This is a genomic window from Rahnella ecdela, assembly GCF_019049625.1.
Taxonomy (GTDB): Bacteria; Pseudomonadota; Gammaproteobacteria; order Enterobacterales; family Enterobacteriaceae; genus Rahnella; species Rahnella ecdela.
This window is the reverse complement of sequence record NZ_JAFMOY010000133.1, coordinates 128,788-147,782: the sequence shown is the minus strand read 5'-3', so window position 1 is coordinate 147,782 and position 18,995 is coordinate 128,788. Positions and strand designations below refer to the sequence as shown.

The window sequence follows — 18,995 nt, the reverse complement described above, 5'->3', positions numbered from 1 at the left end:
CGCGTTACTCTCCGTTGGTTTCTGGTGGGGTGACCGGTTCCGCCAACGTGATTTTGTCGAAGGCGGCATACAGTTCATCGTGCTCTACGGCGTAACCTTCCATGCGCAGATAGCTGTTTTCGAACTGCTTGCGGTCGTCGCTCCAGTCGGCTTTACGCTTGCGGGTACCGGCCTGCGTATAGATATGCAGGTTATCCAGCGTGGTGATGATCAAACGGCCTTCTGGCATAAACGGCGGGGTGTAAACGTCCAGCCCGGCAATCTGGCGGTTCATCAGCTGCGCGGCGACTTTCTCAGTCGGACGGTCGACCATGTTCATCATGGTGGTGGCGTCTTTACCGATAAGGTCACCGGAAATCAGCACGCACAGGCGCGGATCATTACGGAATTGTTCCAGAATGCAGGCGTGAAGCAGGTCAGTGACCGCCGCGTCTAAAGACACGAAATCGGCGCCGGTGCCGCCCAGGGTGACGGTGTCGGCAATAATCTGGGCCGGTGTGCGGTCTTTGACGATTTTGTGCCAGCCGATGTTGACGTCTTCGCCGTTCGGGTTTTTCTCCGGGTCGGTGTCTTCGGCAACGCTTACACCGTTAAAGGCGACGCGCAGCATGTCGAGGGCAAAGGATTCATTGCTGAATGCCTGGATGCGCTGGAAGAATTCGTCTTCGCTGCCGGAGTTTGCCCAGTTGGTCAGGGTGTTGTAATCCAGATACGAGCCGGAATCCGTTTCTGCGAGTTTGTATTCGTTACCGTCTACGCCCAGTGGACGGCTAAAACGGCCATTTTTCTTACGACCGGTATAAATGCCCGGCTTACCGGTGCTGATAACCTGGCCGGTGGTCTGGCTGACGTCGGTGACGTTAATCAGGCGCAGGAAATCCGAGCGCTCAAGCAGGGCATCGCGCAGGGCGGTTTCTTTTGGCGGCGTGATCGCGAAAAATTTCGCGGTGTCACGCACGCCGTATGATTTCGCCAGGGCAGCGGTAAACTTGAGAAGACGCTCCTCCGCCTGGGAAGATAATTGCTGACTGTGGTGCATGGTGTTTTCCTTAAAAACAGGGGCTAAACGGCTTAAACCAGTTCGCGGGGTTTGTTACTGCCGCCCGGCGCATTGCCCGGACGTCGCGTTCCGCCGCTTTCCTGCGCTGACAGCTTCGTCATGACGTCTGTCAACTGGGCAGAGAACTGGGTAAACACATCAGCAGGCGTGCGGGGTTTATCAGCCTTCCGGCGCTGTGCGCTGAACTGACGACGTTCACGGCGGGATGTTTTCACCGGTTTGGAACCGACGTTAAACGCCTTCATGGCTTTCACCAGATTGGCTTTCGCAACGGTAAATTCTGCCGCTTTGACTTCGTCTTCCGGGTTCTCGGCAACGTCTTGGGCCAGTTCTGCTACCTGTTCGGCGGCATCCGCGATATTTTCGGCAACGTCGGCGACTTCGTCGGCGGCCAGTTCCGGGGTATCTGCGTCGGTGTTTTCACCTTCGGCAGCTGCCTGGCCGTCTTGCATCATTTTGAGCATTTGTTCTAAGAGGGCTTTTAACTCATCCATCTTTTGTTCCTCGCCCTCGGTGGGCTTGTTGGTTTCAGTGTCGGTATTGGGTTCTGGCGTTGGCGTAAACTCTTTGCGGGAGGAAAATAACTTCGCCCATAAAGAGGATTCTTTCTTTTCAGCCTTATTATTCTTTAACGTGCCGAGGCTGAACGTTTCTAAACTTCCGCGCGCGGCATCTTTTTCTTCGCCCGCTAAAATGAACTTTAATTTTTCCGTCCCCAGACTGGCGGGAATATCCGTTACAGCAAGGCCGAATAAATATTCTTTACCACTCCCTGCGAAGTCAGAAATAAACTCAGCGGAGGTAAATAACTTTTGCCCCATCCGGTTGGCGTCGATTAAAAACTGATTCGGAATGAGCTGGGCGTAAAGCTTGGTGACGTCGCCCTCGTTTTCCACTTTCAGCGCGTCGACTTCGCCCAGGTTGCAGGTGAATTCGCGTTCGCCTAAGTCATACTGCGGGTGGTGCGGCCAAATCATGGCGGTGTAAGTGTTACGGGTGTAAGTTTCTGCCGCATCATTCAGCCATTGCGCTTCAATGACGCGACCGTCTACAGCCTGGCCCGACGTGGCAATACAAAGCCATTCAGTACGGTAATTAGGTTGCGGCATAACTGACCTTAATAATTAATAAATTTATCAGACGGTATTCTGTGGAGGGCAGTATTACGAATTGAGGAATAACGCGCACCCGCTTTATTTCGGGTGCATTCGGATATAAGGCGTTAACCTACTATTGCCGATATTTAATGATAAATTGCTTTGTTTTATCCCGTCATAATAGACGCATGGCTAAATATTCAGATGAAATAAAAGAGGCCGCCCGCGCTTTATATATTAAACGCTGGCAGCCGAAAGATATCGCGCAGGAATTAAACCTCCCGCCGCGTACCATTTACCATTGGGCGGACGTCGGCCAGTGGGCATCCCTGCTGCCGGTCGAATCCGTCGAGCATGTGATCGCCCGGCGCATTGACCAGCTGACGCGCCGGGAGAAAAAAACCTCCCTGGAACTGGAAGAACTCCGCGACCTGGTCGCCCAGCACGTCAAGCTGATGGCCCAGCACAATAAGCACGCCGAGAAGATGGCCGAGATTAAGGCCAAAAGCGCGGCGAGCTATGAGGGCGGACACGGCCCGGACGGTGAACCAGAAGAAGGGCGCAAACGCCGCTATAAGAAAAACGACGTGTCCGGCATCACGGCAGAAATGCTCGACGAGTGGGCACGTGAACATCTGTTCGACTACCAGCTGCATTGCCGTGAGCACAAGGATGAAGACTGGCGGTTTATCCTGAAAAGCCGCCAGGTAGGCATGACCTACTATTTTGCCTGGGAAGCCTTCGAAGACGCGGTCATCAGTGGCGACAATCAGGTCTTTTTCTCGGCCTCTCGCGCACAGTCCGAAATCTTCCGCGAATACATCGTCCAGATTGCACAGCAACATTTCGGCGTGACGCTGACCGGGAAAAATATCCGACTCAGCAACGGCGCCGTTCTGCGGTTTTTGTCTACCAATGCCAGTACGGCGCAGGGCTTTAACGGCCACCTGTACGGTGACGAGGTGTTTTGGATCCCGAAATTCACCCGCCTGCATGAAGTGGCGTCAGCTATGGCGACGCATAACAAATTTCGCACGACCTATTTTTCAACACCCAGCGCTAAGACTCACCAGGCCTATACCGTGTGGACGGGGGAGGCGTGGAGCGAGGACGACCCGAAACGCAAAGGTAAGGTCTTTCCCAAAGAGAAGGCATTGCGAGAAGCGGGCATCCGCTGCCCGGATGAAATCTGGCGTTACATCATCACCATGGAAGACGCTATCGAAGGCGGACTCGCCGCCCTGGTCGACATTGAGCGCCTGCGCAATAAATACAATCCGACCGCCTTCGCCATGCTTTACATGTGCCAGTTCGTCGACAGTAAGGACGCCGTGTTCAAGCTGGCCGCCCTGGTGGCGTGTGAAGTGGATGCGGGAACCTGGGGAGATTACGACACGACCGCCGCCCGGCCATTTGGAAACCGTGAGGTTTGGGCCGGTTTTGACCCGTCGCGGTCGGGGGACAATTCCACTTTTGTGATAGTGGCCCCGCCGATACACGACGGCGAGCGCTTCCGCGTTCTCGCCATTTACCAATGGCAGGGGCTTAATTTCAGCTGGCAGGCCGAGCAGATCAAACAGCTGATGCGCCGGTTTAACATCACCTATATCGGCATCGATACGACCGGCATCGGTAAAGGGGTATATGACCTGGTAACGAAGTTTGCGCCGCGTGAAGCCCACGCCATTTTGTACAGCGTCGAGAGTAAAAACCGTTTGGTGATGAAGATGATCGACGTGGTGGAACGTAAGCGCATCGAGTGGGCCAAAGATGCCCAGGACGAAACGAATAATGAACGCGCCGAAATCCCGGCCAGTTTCATGGCTATACGCCGGACGACAACGGCCAGCGGCAACGCGCTGACGTTCGTCGCCGAACGCTCGGACGCCACCGGACACGCGGACGTGTTCTTCGCCATTTCTCACGCCGTGATAAATGAACCAATCGACTACGAATTTGACCGCCCGTCTACCTGGGCCTTTGGACAAGCAGCATGACAACGAAACAGCGTAAGCAAAAAAAACAGCACGGCGCCGCAGCTGCGCGACCGAAAACATTTTCCCCGATGGCCGGTAAGGGCAGCGTTATCACCTTCGGCGAACCGGAACCCATTCTCACGACGGGCACGGATTACCTGAATATCTGGTATGACAATGCTTATGACCATTGGAGTTTACCAATTGACCGCATGGCCCTGGCACAGCTGCCGAACCTTAACGGCCAGCACGGTGGCGTACTGTATGCACGGCGTAACATGGTGGCCGGTGGCTATCTGGGCGGCGGGTTGTCCAGTGACCAGGTGGAACAAATGGCTTTCGACTACCTGACCTTCGGGGACGTGGCCGTCTTAAAAATTCGTAACGTCTTCGGGGAGGTGATCGACCTGCTGCCGCTGCCGTCGCTGTATCTGCGTTGCCGAAAAACTGGGGAGTTTGCTGTATTGCAGGAGGGGCCACCGCTGGTATACGACCCGCGCGACGTGGTGTTCTTCAAAATGTATGATCCACGCCAACAGGTTTACGGACTGCCGGACTACATCGGCGGCATCCATTCGGTGTTACTCAACAGTGAGGCGACGATTTTCAGGCGTCGTTACTATAACAACGGCGCACACATGGGCTTTATTCTCTATGCCAATGACCCGAACATCACCGGCGAAGTGGAAGCCGAAATCAAAACTAAGATTGAGCAGTCCAAAGGGCTGGGCAACTTTCGCAATATGTTTATCAACATTCCGAAAGGTGATCCGGACGGGGTGAAGCTTTTGCCGGTCGGCGAAGTTAGCGCGAAAGACGAATTTGCGAATATTAAAGGGATTACCGCACAGGACGTTTTTACTGCCCACCGGTTCCCGGCTGGTCTGGCCGGTATTATCCCGACAAACGGCGCCGTGATGGGGAACCCGGAAACGGCCCGCGAAACCTATCGCAAGGACGAGGTGATCCCGCTGCAACGTAAGTTTATGAACGGCATCAACACCGACAGGGAGATCCCTCCACATTTACACCTGAAATTTGACGTTGAAATCCCCGTAATTAGCCCTGATAAGGGCGAAAAATGAGCGCAGATAAGCTAAAATCAGCGTCATTATTGGCACTGGCGTGCGGGGGCGGAATCATGCGCATCTTTAAAATTAATTGTCCTGAGTGTGGATCACCGGCCACCATTCGAAAATCGGACTGGAAAGATAAGAAACTGGCGGATTTATACTGCGCCTGTTCAGAAGTTGAGTGCGGCCATACGTTCGTTTTTAACGCGACTTTTTCACACTCACTTAGCCCTAGTGGGCTTACCGGCAATAAATTGGTGAAATACCTGATTGACCAGCTCAAACCGGATGAACGTCAATTCGCTTTAAATCTGTTAAATGATTCCTTGCCGTAGCCAAAAATAGGATATGAGGATACGGCTGTTCTTAGATAAAAACTTAAAAAATCAATATATACAATATGATTAACAGGGGGATATGACCTGTTAATCACCAAGGTGGCATTTTAAATAACAAGCCATCATTCCCATTGTCATGAAGCTTAAGTGCTATTTCATCTTCAGTAAATTCCACCCCTTCAGGGAGATCTGAATCAATTACAGTAAGAATATATTGAATCCCATATAGTTCAGGTATTATGCGAACATATTTTAAAAACTCTATCTTCTTACGGCTATCCAGCGTCTCTAGACCGCCATCATGATAAATGAAACGGATGAAGTTTTTATTTGAATAAGCTAGGGAAATGGCAAGGTCATAGCCCATACAAAGGATTTTTTTATAACTGCAGCCATCCGATTCACTTGTAAAATTAAAATCTCCGTTAATGAAGCCAGCATGGAATACAAGGTTGCCTTCCTGATTTTGTTCTGTCGATATACGACCATCTTTATCGAGTACAAGCTTGACAAAAGTGGAAAAGTTTTCTTTGACTAACTTGTAAATTGAGGTCTCCGAGTGTGTGACAGATTCGCGGTCCAATCTTATTTTCTCAACCACTTCACTCTTTTGGTTGCTTAGTAACCTTGATTCACTCTTTCTAGCTTTTATCTGCTCGCTGATTTCAAGTTTGCTATGAATGTAATGTATTTCAGTATTGATTCTCACTAAACGATTTGAAACTTCTTTATACTTTTCAAATGTATTTGTATTTGTCAGGAAACTAACGCGTTGTGATTTTTGTGTATTGAGCTCCGTAAGTCTTGAAGTTACACTTAGCAGTTGTTGTTCCAAATCATAAATCTGTTTCTTTACGAAACCTGAACGCTCTATGGTTATTTTGTGGTTAAATTCTACAAGTTGCGAATAAGACTTTTTAATCTGCTCCCCAAATATAACTCCAGCCTCTTTGAAGAGTTGTTCTGTCTTGGAAATATTAAAATCAGTCGGTTGCTTTGATTCTGCTTTACGTAATTTTTTCAAGTTAGTGTTTATGTAGTAGCGAATTCTGTTTAGTTCATCAATTTCTGTGTCGATGTGTTCTGACAACTCTTCTACTATATTAGTGTCTGCTGCATCGAAATTAAATGAATCTAATTGCTCCTCTAATATGTGTGCTTCTTGTACCCAGACACTTAAAGTGTCTTTAAGCATCTCTTCTTCATCACCTTGATATAAACCAATTTCTTTCTGTAGTTCAATTAGTTTTTCATTGATTTTGTCAATGCTGTTTTTTAACTCGTAATTAATAGTGAGGTTTTCAGCATTAAAACCAAGTAAATGACCAATGTAAGGCTTCCAATGAATATGTTTTGAGCCAAATTTCTTTAACTGAAAAATATCATTAAAATCATCTTGTCGACGTAATGCATAGCTAATTGCCATGCGATAGTCCCAAGGTGAAATAGAAGTGAGATTCAATATGCTGTCAAGTAATAGTTTTGCATTGGCTATCGCAAGTTTTTTGTAATCCCATTCATTGTCTGGTAAATCAGTAAAGTTCTGACGGTTGTAATCATGGCGTTTTATATATATTTTACTATTGTCGGAAACTGAGCGACGTATTGTTATAAATTTGCCGTCGTTAAGTTTTACTTCAAAATAGAATGTAAAACTAGCAAATCGGTCAAGATGCTTGAACAGGAACATTTCTTTACTGCGTTTCTTTAAAAAACCAAAGTCGATAAGATCTGCAAGCTTACTTTTTCCCAAGTTGTGTGAGTCTTTTCCATGATCGCTGTGGAGCTGAATCTCCCCAATTATGACATTAAAACCATCATTGAAATTAATTGGCTCAAAAATATTGGGTAAGTTTGAGTAAATTTTTGAAATTTTCATGAGCCCGTGTACTCTACTAAGTCGTTTTTTGGATGATACTCAACTAATCCGAGAATAAATAGAAATTCAAGCGACGGTTCCAATAAAGAAACAGAGTCTTTATGGTGTTCAACCAGTGCTAATCTCAGATCGGTAAATTTCTCAAATTGGTTCTTCTGTAATTTTTTGAGTAAAAATGCTGATATTGCCATAATAGTTAGATTTGGATCGGCATTTTTGTTTGGTTTAAGCAGCATTGTTTTCACCAATATCACACTTGTAATACATATAATAAATCATAGTGCGTGTAAGCATTTTATTTCTTCTGCAGTCATTATCTCTATTTATTATAATGTTTATTGTATTTTCAATGACCTGATCAAATAAGTGATTGTCGTGTTTGTATATACAAATCTTTGCATGCAACTCTTCAGCAGTCTCAGCGTATTTTTGTTGATATTCTTCATTCTCTGGCATTGATAGGAAGTCTTCAATCTCATAAAAATCCCCTATTTTCTTTAGTATGGCTTGAGAATAGCTGTGGGTGAGGTTATTAATTTTATTTTTTGAAATAAAATCTGTCCGTTCAAGGTTCGGTTCGATCTTTTTATTTTTAATGTCAGGTAATGCATCTTTAATTGAGATGATAATTTCCGCCAAGTCATCGGGTTGAATGCTTAAAGGGACATCATAAGGATTCAAGTCAATAGCTTTTGCGATGTGAGGGAACTTCTTGAAATAAAGAGCCATACCTTCTGTTCCCATCAACCCAATATTTTCCTTGGCAAGTCCAGTTTGCTCGGAAATATAATTTTTAATCTTTTCGTTTGCGTTTGATGGTAGCTTTCTATTGGAGAAAATAATGTAGTTATTAATTCCATCATTAGCAATTAGCTTTTTTATGTTGTTTACTTCAACTGTAATCGTTGCAGTTTCAGCAGTCGGATTGAAAAAATCAGGGTCATTGAATTTACTATTATAGCTAATAGTGTGTTTTGCTTGTATAACGGTTAGTCCGTCCCATGGTCTATTAGTAGACGGGTAAATTTGCGCTAAGCCTTCAAACCGAGAATCACGGCCTCCATCAGGGCCATCCGAAAAAGTTTCAGCTCCTATGCCAAAAATCTCATAACAAAGAAGAATGACAAGATGCTCGAATTGAGTAGGAGAAAGGTCTGAATAGTTATAGTTCATTTCGAATGTCCATATCAATATAAGTCTATTATTCTATAGCCAGCACTAAGATTAATAAGTAGAAAGCTTTAACTAACTACTAGCTAAAATTGCTGACTTGGGTTTTGTGACTAGCCAACCAGGCTAGTGTGCAAAGCAAGTTAAGTCTAATCATCACAGTATAATCAAAAGTCTGCTTTTGGTACAAAACTGATTGTTAGATTGAATTTTTTTGCTCAATCGAACATTGATGAGCTTTCAGTTAAATGACTTTATGCTTCTTCGATGCTATTGATTCGTATCTCAGCCTGCGCAATAGGGCGCGTTGGTCTTTGTCGGTGAAGTGATCAAAGTCAGGGGTAATATCCTCGAAATTTCTGTCTTCAACTCTCAGAGTGATGTTTAAAATTTCCTCTCTCGTAGAGTTATTGACAGAACTCCAAGGGACGGCGGGGCCGTCCGGTAAGGTCAAAACCTCCGGGGTTTCGCGTGCGTCTTCGGCCTGTGGTGTTTTGAGTTTGGCGACAATCGTCCATGTTTTAAGACGGGTACAAACGCGGGAGTCCTCGCCCAGACGCGGCGAGAAAATACCGAAAATCTTTTCTACGATTTCGCCGTAAGCATTCGGCTTGTCAGCGTCATGGTAAGCCAGGCGCACGACGTAACTTTCGCGGGGAATGAGCACGCCGCCCTGTTTCATGATGTAAGTAGCAAAACAACCGGCATCCGCCGCCGCCATTACCGCGTCCATTTCTGGGTCAGATAACAGGCGCTGGCCGCGCTTATAACCGCGCGACTTAATCAGTTCAGCTTGCAGCGCGTTATTGAGTTTGCGCAGTTCCCGCCAGACCGTGACCGGTGGTGTGCCGATTGGCTGGTACTGGCGGATGCGGTGACGGGATGCCCAGGCCATTGCCAGGCGTGCGGTTTCTTTCAACGGCTTGCCGGTTTCGTGGTCTTTCTCGCCGTCCAGGGCGTAACCGTCGATATTCTTCGAAATGTATTTCGCTATGTAGGCGGTCGCGCTGCCTTTCTTCGGGTCTAAGCGTTTAGCCGTAAAGCGGGCGCCGGTGCGTTTACCCAGCTCGGCGCGGTCTTCTTTGACGGCATAGCTGCGCATAATGCTGGTGATCGCGTTGCGTTCTTCCGGGTGCATAAACAGCAAAAGATGCCAATGCGGTGTTTCGTCGTGGTGTGGCTCGGCCACACGGAAACCGTAAATCCGCAAGCCTTCCCGCCCCAGCTTCGAACCGATGCGGCTCCAAAGATTGGTAAGGTATTTTTGCGCCTGCTTAACGTCGCTGTGGTTCCATTTCGGGTTAGCGTGGCCGCTGGCATTCGTGGCGTGGTATTTCGACGGGCAGGTGATGGTATAAAAAACGCCGACGTCGCCACGTGACTGGGCGACAAATTCTATGCCTTTCATGCGGGCCATAAGTTCGTGACGACGGATTGCAGGATTACTGATACTGGCATCGACCATTGATTCCAGAGATACGCGGTTCCCTTCGTCGTCCTCCAGTTCGTGTGATTTAAAAAACTCACGGTTTTTCCTGCGTTGCTCCAGCCAGTCGGCCAGCGCGTCGCGGCTGATGTAAGGCGTGGCCCTTTTGTGAACATTGCCCATCGCGCGGAGTTGGTTTTCCCTCCAGTCGCCACGCAGCCGCCACAATTGGTGCTCCCACCAGTCTGGGTTAATCATGCGAGCCATAGCAGACACGAAAACAGCACGGTTGAGCGGTTCAGGCGGCAGTTCAGGCGGATTGAATAACGGGCTGATTACCTTCCAAAACGGTGGCCGCACGCGCAACGCATGAACCTCCACGGCCATATGACGATAAATAAATAACAGTTCAGCGTCAGGTAGGGCGGCGGCGTTACCACCGCGTTCGTCTATGGCCGTCGTGAACATTTCATTCAGACGCCCGGCGATTTCGTTACCCAGCGTTTTGACTCTGGATTTAGAGAACTCAGCCAGGTGGCAATATGACGGGCGGTAATACGCGATGAATTCGGAGTCGTGGCCGGTGCTGACGCCGTGGTATTTACGGACGGCGTCCAGGCGCAACAATGAATTCTTAATGGTGCCCATCAAAAACGCATTGGTGTGCTTAGTCCCGCGATTATCGCGAAGCCAGGCTATTTTTTTCTCAAAGGGGGCGCGTATAAAAAACGGTTGGTCATGGAACCGCGCTTCGACACCTTCCGGTGATTGTGACCACGTCGTCAGGGCACGTTCGAAAGCGCTGCGTTCGGCAGCTGCGCGGGCTTTTAGCAGGTCACGCAATACCGTGCTGATCTCGTCAGATTCATGAGCGCCCTTTTTTTCTAGGCGGTTGAGGTGAGCAACAACGGCGGGATGCTGTTCCACCGGCGAGACGGCAACAACCGGTGCAGGTGTTTTGTCGACACCGATCGCTTTTAAAGGGGCATTCCACGGATAAACCCCAGCGAACGCGTCAGCGTTGTCGGGGTATGAAGGAGGTGGAGTGTGGGCCATGCGGCCCTTGGTGTTAGTTTTATTGTTAATAGTGTTTCCTCAGATTCGCTGATTTTGGGATGCAGAAAGCCCGACGTGTGAGCGCCTATATAAAAATTCGGTTGGTTTAAATATCTAGAATTCGGTCAGACGCCGAAATGTAGTTAGGTAGTGCGTGCCCCCATTTGGACAGGCTATTCATTGAGTCGATTATCATTTCCCGCTGATACTCACTGAAATCTTCGAAAGGTTTTCCGATGTCAGACGGGGTAAATAGTTTGGGTGTGCGTCGGTTCGATAGCGTCAACACTACGAACTTGAAATCATCACTGGCCATATTGAACCGGCGCAACGCAGTATTTTCATGACGTTTAAAAAGCTTGCGGGCCGTTATCTGGAATTCTTTAAACGGTAACGGTGCAACATGCTGATTATTTGAAGCCTGCATATATCCCCCCAACTAATTAACTACGCGAAAATACCCATCAGTCTGGCGAACCAGCGGCGTTTATTTCGTGGGCGGGACATGAACGGCAGACGGCGACCATTAACGAATTGCACATCTGTCACTTTAGGCTGGAAGAAACGACCGTCCGGGGCTTCAATCCATCCACGCTGGTGAGCGCGGTGGGTAACCTGCTGGCCGTGGGTCAGCATATTAGCCAGAGATGGACACTCGATTATTGTCATGATTAAGCCTCGTCGAAAATAACGGTGAAAGGTTCGGGCACTCTGTGTGACTTGCTCCAAAGTTCCGCAGTTGCACTCAGTTTTACGGCCTCTGGGCTTCCTGCGTAAGCTGCGGCTGCGGCAATGTCGCGCAGCTTTTCACAGGCCCAATAGATCTCGCTTTCTGAGTGTGCCGGTGCTTTTACGGTCGCAACTAACTGGCGACGTTCGTACATGCTTAGAACTTTGTTACCCGCTGCCAAAAATGGTGTCTTCATGCCGCTTTCCCCTTCTGATTATGAAGTTCGTCTATGTACCCAATCGTCTGGGCCTGCGCGTCGAATAACCCGAAAGATTGCTCGCCAAGTGTGATCTCATAGCGGGTAATCTTGCTGATAACCGTTTTAGGGCGGCGGGTAATGATGAAGCCGCGATAAATTGAAGAATGGCGGCTGATTTCCCGGATTGAATGACTCATACGGACGCCCGTCCATTTAATGGCCGTGAACCCTTACCGGTGGAACGACGGTAAGTGGCTTTATCGCGCATGAGGCGATCAATGTGATAACGCTCGTCGGAGGTGATGATTGCGCGGCAATGGCGTAATGCATCCAAATATTCCTGCATCATGATGAAGCGTTTTGGTCGCTTTGAACCTGGCATTCCTTCCCGATGGACGGGAATCTGATTCCTGTCCATCAGATGCTGCACTGATTTCAGAGTGCGGCCAGTCAGGTAAGCAAATTCCTCTGCGTTAACGAAAATCTGATTCGCCAACTCGTCACGAGACATATCGCGTAATTTTTGAGTTTGTTTCTCTGTCATACGACATACGCGTAGCGCACGTCCCGTATCAACAGGGAATTGCCTTGCGTATTGTGTGTCAATTTCGCTGATGTTTTTCATTGTGCTAAGATCCCAGATTGAACCCCGTAGGGGTTTATTCGGTTCAGGTGTTGATGTGTCAACACCTGATGTCAATACAATCATATAATTAGAGATCTGACATACCATGTCAATTGACCAAAGCGAAAAGTTGAAGCTGATACGCGATTCTGAACGCCTAAAATCTAAGGAAGTGGCTGATTTAATTGGAGTAAATTACGGTACTTACAACGGTTATGAATTAGGTAAAGCCCGTATGTCTCTAGATGCGGCAATAAAAATGTTCGGACATTCTCGTTTTCACAAATACCAGGATTGGTTTTTGTATGATCGCACGGATCCAGCGAAGGGGCAGATTGCACCAGCGCTCGCACACTATATGCCCGACGAATCAACGTCATCCCGCTAAGGGATGAGAACTGGTTAGATATTTATTACCTTTGGGCTGAAGAACTAAGGGTAAGAGTTGCGCAGTACATCCGAGGGTTATCTTATGTCGATTAAGAAACTCGAAGATGGTCGCTTTGAAGTAGATGTAAGACCACGGGGACGCAACGGAAAGCGTATCCGTAAAAAGTTTGACCGCAAAGCTGATGCCCACGCTTATGAGCGATGCATCATCGCTAAATATCAGAACAATGATTATCTCAATAGGCCAGCTGATAAACGTCGCTTGAGTGAATTTATTGAAATCTGGTGGACGCTGTTAGGCCGTAACCTGCCGTATGCTCGGCGTAGGTTAAGTACAGTGAACGGAATTTGCCGTGATATGAACGACCCTATGCTCTACCAAATAGACTCAAGGTGTTTAATCGATTACCGGGCCGAACGTCTGGAGAATGGGATTAAAGCATCTACTATCAATCACGACCTTTTTGCTTTGAGCGGTATTTTTAAGGCAATGGGGGCAATTGATGAGTTCCACGGAGAAAATCTGATCGCGACACTTGCCCCACTGCGGGAGGTTCGTTCGGAAATGTCGTACCTTACGGAAAGCGAGATTGATATTTTGCTTAGTTCGATAAAGGGGGATTATTACCGGATAGCCGTTCTTTGCCTAGCAACAGGTGCGCGATGGGGGGAGGCTTACGGTCTTAAAGCTGAAAATATCATCCACAATAACGTAATGTTTTCTCACACTAAAAATGGAGAGAAGCGTGTCGTCCCCATCTCTCAGGAAGTTGCCGAGATTGTAAAAGTTCGTGAAACAGGCCGTTTATTTAAAGTTAGCTATAGCCGGTTCCGAAAGATGATGAAAGCGGCAAAACCTAATCTACCGGATGGTCAGGCAGCTCACGCATTGCGTCATACCTTCTCCACTCATTTTATGATGAAGGGCGGCAATATTATCACTCTGCAAAGAATACTTGGTCATGCGGATGTCTCGCAGACTATGACTTACGCACACTTCTCCCCGGACTATTTAGCTGATGTGGTAAGCTTTAATCCGCTTTCTAAAGTGTCCACATTGCGACCACAGTTAATAGGTCAAACGGGGGTAAATGGGGTGTAAAGGGGGTTTGAAATACTGATTCCCCGTAGTCACTTAGGTGACTTCGGGGTTCATGTTCCCCCCAGCAAGGGGAAGGTCAAGCGCAGTATTCGTTATTTTCATTTATCGTCCATTTACAATTTATTTAGAAACTTCTCTGCGGATTGGCTTATCGTTATCTCCCAAATTATATAACGATGAAGGATAAGGGGATTTCGATGGCAAAGATGCAGACAACGCTTGTGCTGATGGCGGGATTAATGGCGGCGCAGGCTTCACAAGCCGCTGACGATTTTCGCGTGACCTACGCCGGTTCGATGGGTGTGGTGATGGACAAATATCTGGGTCCGGACTTCGCGAAAGAGAAGAAGGTGAATTATCAGGGACAGGGGCAGGGCGCATATGGCATGGCGAACTTGCTGGCGTCGAAAAAAGTCGTGGCGGATGTGTTTGTTTCAATCACGCCGGGACCGGTGGAGATCTTGCAAAAAGCCGGAATGGCGGGGCAGGCAATCCCGGTTGCCAGTACCAGCATGGTGATTGCCTATAACCCGAAAGGCAAATACGCCGAAAAATTTGCCGCGATTAAAGACGGTAAAGCAGGCGCAGAACCGTGGTGGAAAGTGCTGCAAACGCCGGGGCTGCAATTTGGCCGTACTGATCCGGTGAGCGATCCGCAAGGTCAGAACATCATTTTCACCATGATGCTGGCGGAAAACTATTACAAACAGCCGGGTCTGGAAAAAGCGGTATTGGGCGATGTGCAGAACCCTAAACAGATTTCCGGCGAAGGCGGATTGCTGACGCGTCTGGAAGCCGGTCAGGTTGATGCCGCATCGGGCTACGAAAGCGCCACCATTTCCGCCCATCTGCCGTACATCAAATTGCCGGATGAAATTAACCTGAGCAATCCGCAGATGAGCAAAGACTGGTACAGCAAAGTGACTTTCAATGTGAAAGATGCGACCGGCAAAGAAAAAACGCTGAGCACTCAGCCGCTGGTGTTCTACGCGGTGGTGCTGAACAACGCGCCGCATCCGGAACTGGCGAAAGAGTTTATCCGCTATATGCAAAGCGCAAAGGGTCAGAAGCTGTTTGAACAAAATGGTTATGACAAACCGAAAGGCGGAAACCTTTAAGTTGCGCGCGTCAGGACTGGCGGTTCCCGCGCTGGCGCTGCTGATGGTGCCGTTTGTTACGCTGCTGTTCCTGACGCCGTGGTCAGATTTTCATCTGGCTTACGGCGACAGCCACTCGGTGGCGGTTTCGCTGGGGCTCAGTCTGGTATCTGTGGGGCTGATTGTTCTGCTCGGCTTGCCGGTGGCCTTCTGGCTGGCAAAAACGTCATCGCGCTGGCGCACGATTGTGGAAGTGCTGGTGCTGATCCCGTTGCTAACCCCGCCGCTGGCGATGGGGATTTTGCTGGTGTCGGTTTACGGGCCTTACGGCTCGGTCGGGGAAATTCTTTCTGCTATCGGCATGACGCTTAATAACAATGCGCCCGCGTTTGTGCTGGCGCAGATTTATGGTGCGTTACCGTATTTTATACTCTCCGCCAGAGGCGCGCTGGAAGCGGTGCCGAAGGATGTCGAGGAGGCCGGAAAAACGCTCGGCGCTTCGCCGTTTCAGGTGTTTATCCGCCTCACATTACCGCTGGCCTCACGCGGGATGGCTGCCGGTGTGGCGATCGCCTGGGTGCGCGCCATCGGGGAGTTCGGCATCGTGATGGTGTTCTGCTATTTCCCGCAGGGTATTCCGGTCAAAATGTTTATCAATTTGCAAAACGATGGCGTGACGTCAGTATATTCGCTGCTGTGGATCCTGCTGATCGTGACGTTGCCTTTGCCGATGTGGCTGCTTCTGCGCACTAAAAAACACACCGTTGATTACAGCTGATCGTCTCTGATGGCGTATGATGTTCGTATTATGAGCAAAATTCAGCTTGTCGCGGAGGCGAAATGAACATTAGTGATGTGGCGAAAAAAACCGGTCTCACCAGTAAAGCGATTCGTTTTTATGAAGAGAAAGGGCTGGTCACGGCACCGGCTCGCAGCGAAAACGGCTACCGCAGTTATGCACAAAAACATATCGAAGAACTGACGTTATTACGTCAGGCGCGGCAGGTCGGATTTACGCTGGAAGAATGTCAGGAACTGGTGGCATTATTCCACAATCCGGATCGCCACAGCGCGGACGTGAAAGCGCGGACATTAGAAAAGGCCGCCGAAATTGAGCGGCACATTGAAGAACTGAAAGCGATGCGTGAGCGCTTACTGACGCTGGCAGATGCCTGTCCGGGCGACGAAGGGGCGGACTGCCCGATCATTGATAATCTGTCCGGATGCTGCCACCAAAAGCAGCATTAACTGATATCGGGTTCCACGCGCAGCGTCGCGCCTTCCACGCCGGTGATAATCACTTTGTCACCGACGTTCAGCGGCGACGTGCAGATTGCCCGCCAGCTGCTGTCACCGATTTGCACCCGCGTGAACTGATTGATTACCGGTTCCAGCACGGTGGCGTGAGTGCCCACTAACTGCTGGCCGCGCTGATTCAGCGATGAATTTCCCGCAGATTTATCTACCCGCTGATTCAGCCACTTCCACCATAGCCACGCCGCCAGAATAGTCAGCAGCGCAAACGCGGTACCCTGCCATTCCCACGGTAGCGGAATTATCCACGTGACAGCGCCCACAACCGCCGCTGCCACGCCACTCCACAGCAAGTAACCACTCGCACCCACCAGCTCAGCCGCCAGTAACAGGCCACCCAGAGACAGCCAGAATACGTGCGGATTTGCCATGAAATCATGCAGCATTATTTGCCGCCTTTGGTTTCTTTCAGCAGCTCAGCAATCCCGCCAATGGAGCCCATCAGACTGGTGGCATCCAGCGGCATCATGATGATTTTGCTGTTATTAGCAGAGCCGATTTTGGTCAGTGCATCGGTATATTTTTGTGCCACGAAGTAGTTAATCGCCTGCACGCTGCCGGCTTCAATCGCTTCGGACACCATTTTGGTCGCCTGGGCTTCTGCTTCAGCCGCACGCTCACGCGCTTCAGCCTGCAGGAACGCCGACTGACGTTCACCTTCTGCTTTCAGAATTTGCGACTGCTTTTCACCTTCAGCACGTAAAATGGCAGACTGACGCACGCCTTCCGCTTCCAGAATATCGGCACGCTTTGTACGCTCGGCTTTCATCTGCGCGTTCATTGCGGAGATAAGTTCAGCAGGCGGACGCACATCACGGATTTCGATACGGGTAATTTTAACGCCCCACGGATTGGTGGCTTCATCGACAATATGCAGCAAACGTGCGTTGATGTTGTCGCGTTGTGACAGCATTTCGTCGAGTTCCATTGAGCCCAGAACTGTACGGAAGTTAGTCATGGTCAGGTTGACGATTGCCTGCTCCAGATTGCTCACTTCATACGCAGCGCGAGCCGGATCAATGACCTGAATAAAGCAGACTGCGTCGATGGCAACATTGGCGTTATCGCGGGAAATCACTTCCTGAGAAGGAATATCCAGCACCTGTTCCATCATATTGATTTTACGGCCAATGCGGTCCACAAATGGCACCACCAGATTCAGCCCCGGCATCAGGGTTTTGGTGTAACGCCCGAAGCGTTCGACGGTCCACTGATAGCCTTGCGGCACGATCTTGATCCCGGCGTAAACCACCAGCAGCGCCAGCACGATCAGAATGAGGATAGGAATGGGAATCAGATCAAACATAGTATGAAACTCCTGTAAAACTGTGTCCTGACTATTCCGGATGAAATAGTCGAGTAAAAACATGTCCCTGGCACATCTGCCAGCCGGCAAAGTGTGTGCTCAATTGTCGCACAAATAACGGTCACATCGTATTAATAAAGGATAGTTCAGGGGATAAAAGGCGGGGAACGGTCCAAAAAAAACGCACGTCCTGTTCAGTGACGTGCGTCTGGCGTTTTGCGCTCGTGCCTTATGAGTTAGTACAGCAGGGAATATAACTGGCGGCGATATTTGGCAGCCAGCGCATCGCCGGTACCGAGGGCGGCCATAATATCCATCAGTGTTTTACGCGCAGCACCGTTCGCCGCACCTAAATCTTTTTTCAGCGGCGCCATCAGCAGTTCCAGGGCTTCTTCGTTACGCCCGACCTGATGTAATTGCAGGCTGAGTTTAACGATGAGTTCTGCGTTCTCAGGATCTTGTTGTAATTCCTGTTGCAGCAGCTGAATTTCCGGCGTATCTGCCGCCTGTTTCAGCAGTTCGATTTGCGCAATCAGCCCCTGATAACGGGAGTCTTTATCCTGCAACGGGATGGTCGCCAGCACGGCTTCGGCATCTTCGGTGCGGTTTAAGTGAATCTGCGTTTCAGCCAGCAACAGACCGATATCACTGCGCTGATTGCTCAACTGCCAGGCGTCTTTCAGTAACGGCAGGGCTTCCGCCGCATTGCCCGCCTGCAACAGTTCCTGCGCCTGAGCCAGTTTCAGCTCTTCTTCTTTCGGCAGCACTTTTTGCAGCAATTCGCGGATCACTTCTTCCGGCTGCGGGCCCTGGAAACCATCGACCGGCTGACCGTCTTTAAACAGGTAAACCGCAGGGATCGAACGCAGACCAAATTGCTGGGCAATCATCTGCTCGGTATCGCAGTCCACTTTCGCCAGAATCAGCTGACCGGCATATTCCACCGCCAGTTTGTCGAGGACAGGCCCCAGTTGCAGGCAGTGCTGGCTGCGTTCAGACCAGAAATAGAACATCACCGGCACAGACATGGATTGTTCCAGCGTCTGGTGCAGGTTGGTTTCGTTGATATCGATTACTGTAGGTTGTGCAAGCATGAATTCGTTCCCTCTAACTAAGGCGTTTAAAGCATTAAAAATAAGATGGGGGCGACTCGTGCC

General features: G+C 49.3%; 22 protein-coding genes. 8 read left to right on the top strand and 14 right to left on the bottom strand.

Going from position 1 to position 18,995, the window contains the following annotated elements:
- Positions 1 to 4 precede the first annotated feature (4 nt).
- Both J1784_RS24005 and J1784_RS24000 read right to left on the bottom strand, forming a co-directional pair.
- Positions 5 to 1,039: a phage major capsid protein, P2 family gene (locus tag J1784_RS24005; RefSeq protein WP_217151274.1), complete on the bottom strand. Its 1,035-nt coding sequence runs from the start codon at positions 1,037 to 1,039 to the stop codon at positions 5 to 7.
- A gap of 32 nt (positions 1,040 to 1,071) precedes the next feature.
- Positions 1,072 to 2,169 carry a GPO family capsid scaffolding protein gene (locus J1784_RS24000; protein WP_217151273.1) on the bottom strand — a complete coding sequence of 366 codons (1,098 nt, stop codon included), beginning with the start codon at positions 2,167 to 2,169 and terminating at the stop codon, positions 1,072 to 1,074.
- A 176-nt stretch (positions 2,170 to 2,345) separates the two neighbouring features.
- Here J1784_RS24000 and J1784_RS23995 point away from each other — a divergent pair, with 176 nt between their 5' ends.
- The 3 genes from J1784_RS23995 to J1784_RS23985 are packed head-to-tail and all read left to right on the top strand — an operon-like array spanning position 2,346 to position 5,541.
- Positions 2,346 to 4,154, top strand: coding sequence for a terminase large subunit domain-containing protein (locus tag J1784_RS23995; RefSeq protein WP_217151272.1), 1,809 nt, complete (start codon positions 2,346 to 2,348; stop codon positions 4,152 to 4,154).
- Positions 4,151 to 5,218 (top strand): phage portal protein, encoded by a 1,068-nt coding sequence (locus tag J1784_RS23990; protein ID WP_217151271.1) that lies wholly within the window; start codon positions 4,151 to 4,153, stop codon positions 5,216 to 5,218. The genes J1784_RS23995 and J1784_RS23990 overlap by 4 nt, the downstream gene beginning before the upstream one ends.
- Positions 5,215 to 5,541: an Ogr/Delta-like zinc finger protein gene (locus J1784_RS23985; RefSeq protein WP_420803993.1), complete on the top strand. Its 327-nt coding sequence runs from the start codon at positions 5,215 to 5,217 to the stop codon at positions 5,539 to 5,541. The genes J1784_RS23990 and J1784_RS23985 overlap by 4 nt, the downstream gene beginning before the upstream one ends.
- 94 nt (positions 5,542 to 5,635) lie before the next feature.
- Here the strand turns inward: J1784_RS23985 and J1784_RS23980 are convergent, their stop codons facing one another.
- The 9 genes from J1784_RS23980 to J1784_RS23945 form a co-directional block, all read right to left on the bottom strand.
- Positions 5,636 to 7,423: a DUF2326 domain-containing protein gene (locus J1784_RS23980; RefSeq protein WP_217151270.1), complete on the bottom strand. Its 1,788-nt coding sequence runs from the start codon at positions 7,421 to 7,423 to the stop codon at positions 5,636 to 5,638.
- Positions 7,420 to 7,614 carry an ABC-three component system middle component 8 gene (locus tag J1784_RS26760; protein ID WP_338019945.1) on the bottom strand — a complete coding sequence of 65 codons (195 nt, stop codon included), beginning with the start codon at positions 7,612 to 7,614 and terminating at the stop codon, positions 7,420 to 7,422. Before J1784_RS26760 ends, J1784_RS23980 begins: the two co-directional genes overlap by 4 nt.
- A 34-nt stretch (positions 7,615 to 7,648) precedes the next feature.
- On the bottom strand, positions 7,649 to 8,596 hold the full coding sequence (locus tag J1784_RS23975; RefSeq protein ID WP_217151269.1) for an ABC-three component system protein: 948 nt from the start codon (positions 8,594 to 8,596) through the stop codon (positions 7,649 to 7,651).
- 241 nt (positions 8,597 to 8,837) lie between these two features.
- Positions 8,838 to 11,075 carry a replication endonuclease gene (locus J1784_RS23970; protein ID WP_217151268.1) on the bottom strand — a complete coding sequence of 746 codons (2,238 nt, stop codon included), beginning with the start codon at positions 11,073 to 11,075 and terminating at the stop codon, positions 8,838 to 8,840.
- A 106-nt stretch (positions 11,076 to 11,181) separates the two neighbouring features.
- Complete coding sequence (locus tag J1784_RS23965) at positions 11,182 to 11,502, bottom strand: hypothetical protein (RefSeq protein WP_238485692.1); 321 nt, start codon at positions 11,500 to 11,502, stop codon at positions 11,182 to 11,184.
- A gap of 20 nt (positions 11,503 to 11,522) precedes the next feature.
- On the bottom strand, positions 11,523 to 11,744 hold the full coding sequence (locus J1784_RS23960) for a phage filamentation protein Fil family protein (RefSeq protein ID WP_217151267.1): 222 nt from the start codon (positions 11,742 to 11,744) through the stop codon (positions 11,523 to 11,525).
- A gap of 2 nt (positions 11,745 to 11,746) precedes the next feature.
- Complete coding sequence (locus J1784_RS23955) at positions 11,747 to 12,001, bottom strand: hypothetical protein (RefSeq protein ID WP_217151266.1); 255 nt, start codon at positions 11,999 to 12,001, stop codon at positions 11,747 to 11,749.
- A complete protein-coding gene (locus J1784_RS23950) occupies positions 11,998 to 12,201 on the bottom strand; it encodes a hypothetical protein (protein ID WP_217151265.1) in 204 nt (67 codons plus the stop codon). Before J1784_RS23950 ends, J1784_RS23955 begins: the two co-directional genes overlap by 4 nt.
- Complete coding sequence (locus tag J1784_RS23945) at positions 12,198 to 12,629, bottom strand: hypothetical protein (RefSeq protein ID WP_238485691.1); 432 nt, start codon at positions 12,627 to 12,629, stop codon at positions 12,198 to 12,200. Before J1784_RS23945 ends, J1784_RS23950 begins: the two co-directional genes overlap by 4 nt.
- A gap of 106 nt (positions 12,630 to 12,735) precedes the next feature.
- On the opposite strand from J1784_RS23945, the gene J1784_RS23940 reads away from it, so the two are divergent.
- From J1784_RS23940 to cueR, 5 genes are all read left to right on the top strand, one after another.
- The gene (locus J1784_RS23940) at positions 12,736 to 13,017 is read left to right on the top strand and encodes a helix-turn-helix transcriptional regulator (protein ID WP_217151264.1); all 282 of its coding nucleotides are present in this window, start codon (positions 12,736 to 12,738) and stop codon (positions 13,015 to 13,017) included.
- Positions 13,018 to 13,101: 84 nt separating this feature from the next.
- Positions 13,102 to 14,121, top strand: coding sequence for a phage integrase (locus J1784_RS23935; protein ID WP_217151263.1), 1,020 nt, complete (start codon positions 13,102 to 13,104; stop codon positions 14,119 to 14,121).
- Between the two features lie 206 nt (positions 14,122 to 14,327).
- Positions 14,328 to 15,239, top strand: coding sequence for an extracellular solute-binding protein (locus J1784_RS23930; protein ID WP_420803999.1), 912 nt, complete (start codon positions 14,328 to 14,330; stop codon positions 15,237 to 15,239).
- Positions 15,211 to 15,996, top strand: coding sequence for a molybdate ABC transporter permease subunit (locus J1784_RS23925; RefSeq protein ID WP_217151261.1), 786 nt, complete (start codon positions 15,211 to 15,213; stop codon positions 15,994 to 15,996). Before J1784_RS23930 ends, J1784_RS23925 begins: the two co-directional genes overlap by 29 nt.
- 62 nt (positions 15,997 to 16,058) lie before the next feature.
- Positions 16,059 to 16,466, top strand: coding sequence for a Cu(I)-responsive transcriptional regulator (gene cueR, locus J1784_RS23920; RefSeq protein WP_217151260.1), 408 nt, complete (start codon positions 16,059 to 16,061; stop codon positions 16,464 to 16,466).
- Here cueR and J1784_RS23915 read toward each other — a convergent pair.
- The 3 genes from J1784_RS23915 to J1784_RS23905 form a co-directional block, all read right to left on the bottom strand.
- Positions 16,463 to 16,918 carry an NfeD family protein gene (locus tag J1784_RS23915; RefSeq protein ID WP_217151259.1) on the bottom strand — a complete coding sequence of 152 codons (456 nt, stop codon included), beginning with the start codon at positions 16,916 to 16,918 and terminating at the stop codon, positions 16,463 to 16,465. The genes cueR and J1784_RS23915 overlap by 4 nt on opposite strands.
- A complete protein-coding gene (locus J1784_RS23910; protein ID WP_095925004.1) occupies positions 16,918 to 17,838 on the bottom strand; it encodes an SPFH domain-containing protein in 921 nt (306 codons plus the stop codon). Before J1784_RS23910 ends, J1784_RS23915 begins: the two co-directional genes overlap by 1 nt.
- 236 nt (positions 17,839 to 18,074) lie before the next feature.
- Positions 18,075 to 18,932: a co-chaperone YbbN gene (locus J1784_RS23905; protein WP_217151258.1), complete on the bottom strand. Its 858-nt coding sequence runs from the start codon at positions 18,930 to 18,932 to the stop codon at positions 18,075 to 18,077.
- Between the last annotated feature and the right edge of the window lie 63 nt (positions 18,933 to 18,995).

Bases quoted from the DNA above. Each gene is read 5' to 3' on its own strand.
- J1784_RS24005 (WP_217151274.1), bottom strand. From the start codon at position 1,039: ATGCACCACAGTCAGCAATTATCTTCCCAGGCGGAGGAGCGTCTTCTC.
- J1784_RS24000 (WP_217151273.1), bottom strand. From the start codon at position 2,169: ATGCCGCAACCTAATTACCGTACTGAATGGCTTTGTATTGCCACGTCG.
- J1784_RS23995 (WP_217151272.1), top strand. From the start codon at position 2,346: ATGGCTAAATATTCAGATGAAATAAAAGAGGCCGCCCGCGCTTTATAT.
- J1784_RS23990 (WP_217151271.1), top strand. From the start codon at position 4,151: ATGACAACGAAACAGCGTAAGCAAAAAAAACAGCACGGCGCCGCAGCT.
- J1784_RS23985 (WP_420803993.1), top strand. From the start codon at position 5,215: ATGAGCGCAGATAAGCTAAAATCAGCGTCATTATTGGCACTGGCGTGC.
- J1784_RS23980 (WP_217151270.1), bottom strand. From the start codon at position 7,423: ATGAAAATTTCAAAAATTTACTCAAACTTACCCAATATTTTTGAGCCA.
- J1784_RS26760 (WP_338019945.1), bottom strand. From the start codon at position 7,614: ATGGCAATATCAGCATTTTTACTCAAAAAATTACAGAAGAACCAATTT.
- J1784_RS23975 (WP_217151269.1), bottom strand. From the start codon at position 8,596: ATGAACTATAACTATTCAGACCTTTCTCCTACTCAATTCGAGCATCTT.
- J1784_RS23970 (WP_217151268.1), bottom strand. From the start codon at position 11,075: ATGGCCCACACTCCACCTCCTTCATACCCCGACAACGCTGACGCGTTC.
- J1784_RS23965 (WP_238485692.1), bottom strand. From the start codon at position 11,502: ATGCAGGCTTCAAATAATCAGCATGTTGCACCGTTACCGTTTAAAGAA.
- J1784_RS23960 (WP_217151267.1), bottom strand. From the start codon at position 11,744: ATGACAATAATCGAGTGTCCATCTCTGGCTAATATGCTGACCCACGGC.
- J1784_RS23955 (WP_217151266.1), bottom strand. From the start codon at position 12,001: ATGAAGACACCATTTTTGGCAGCGGGTAACAAAGTTCTAAGCATGTAC.
- J1784_RS23950 (WP_217151265.1), bottom strand. From the start codon at position 12,201: ATGAGTCATTCAATCCGGGAAATCAGCCGCCATTCTTCAATTTATCGC.
- J1784_RS23945 (WP_238485691.1), bottom strand. From the start codon at position 12,629: ATGAAAAACATCAGCGAAATTGACACACAATACGCAAGGCAATTCCCT.
- J1784_RS23940 (WP_217151264.1), top strand. From the start codon at position 12,736: ATGTCAATTGACCAAAGCGAAAAGTTGAAGCTGATACGCGATTCTGAA.
- J1784_RS23935 (WP_217151263.1), top strand. From the start codon at position 13,102: ATGTCGATTAAGAAACTCGAAGATGGTCGCTTTGAAGTAGATGTAAGA.
- J1784_RS23930 (WP_420803999.1), top strand. From the start codon at position 14,328: ATGCAGACAACGCTTGTGCTGATGGCGGGATTAATGGCGGCGCAGGCT.
- J1784_RS23925 (WP_217151261.1), top strand. From the start codon at position 15,211: ATGACAAACCGAAAGGCGGAAACCTTTAAGTTGCGCGCGTCAGGACTG.
- cueR (WP_217151260.1), top strand. From the start codon at position 16,059: ATGAACATTAGTGATGTGGCGAAAAAAACCGGTCTCACCAGTAAAGCG.
- J1784_RS23915 (WP_217151259.1), bottom strand. From the start codon at position 16,918: ATGCTGCATGATTTCATGGCAAATCCGCACGTATTCTGGCTGTCTCTG.
- J1784_RS23910 (WP_095925004.1), bottom strand. From the start codon at position 17,838: ATGTTTGATCTGATTCCCATTCCTATCCTCATTCTGATCGTGCTGGCG.
- J1784_RS23905 (WP_217151258.1), bottom strand. From the start codon at position 18,932: ATGCTTGCACAACCTACAGTAATCGATATCAACGAAACCAACCTGCAC.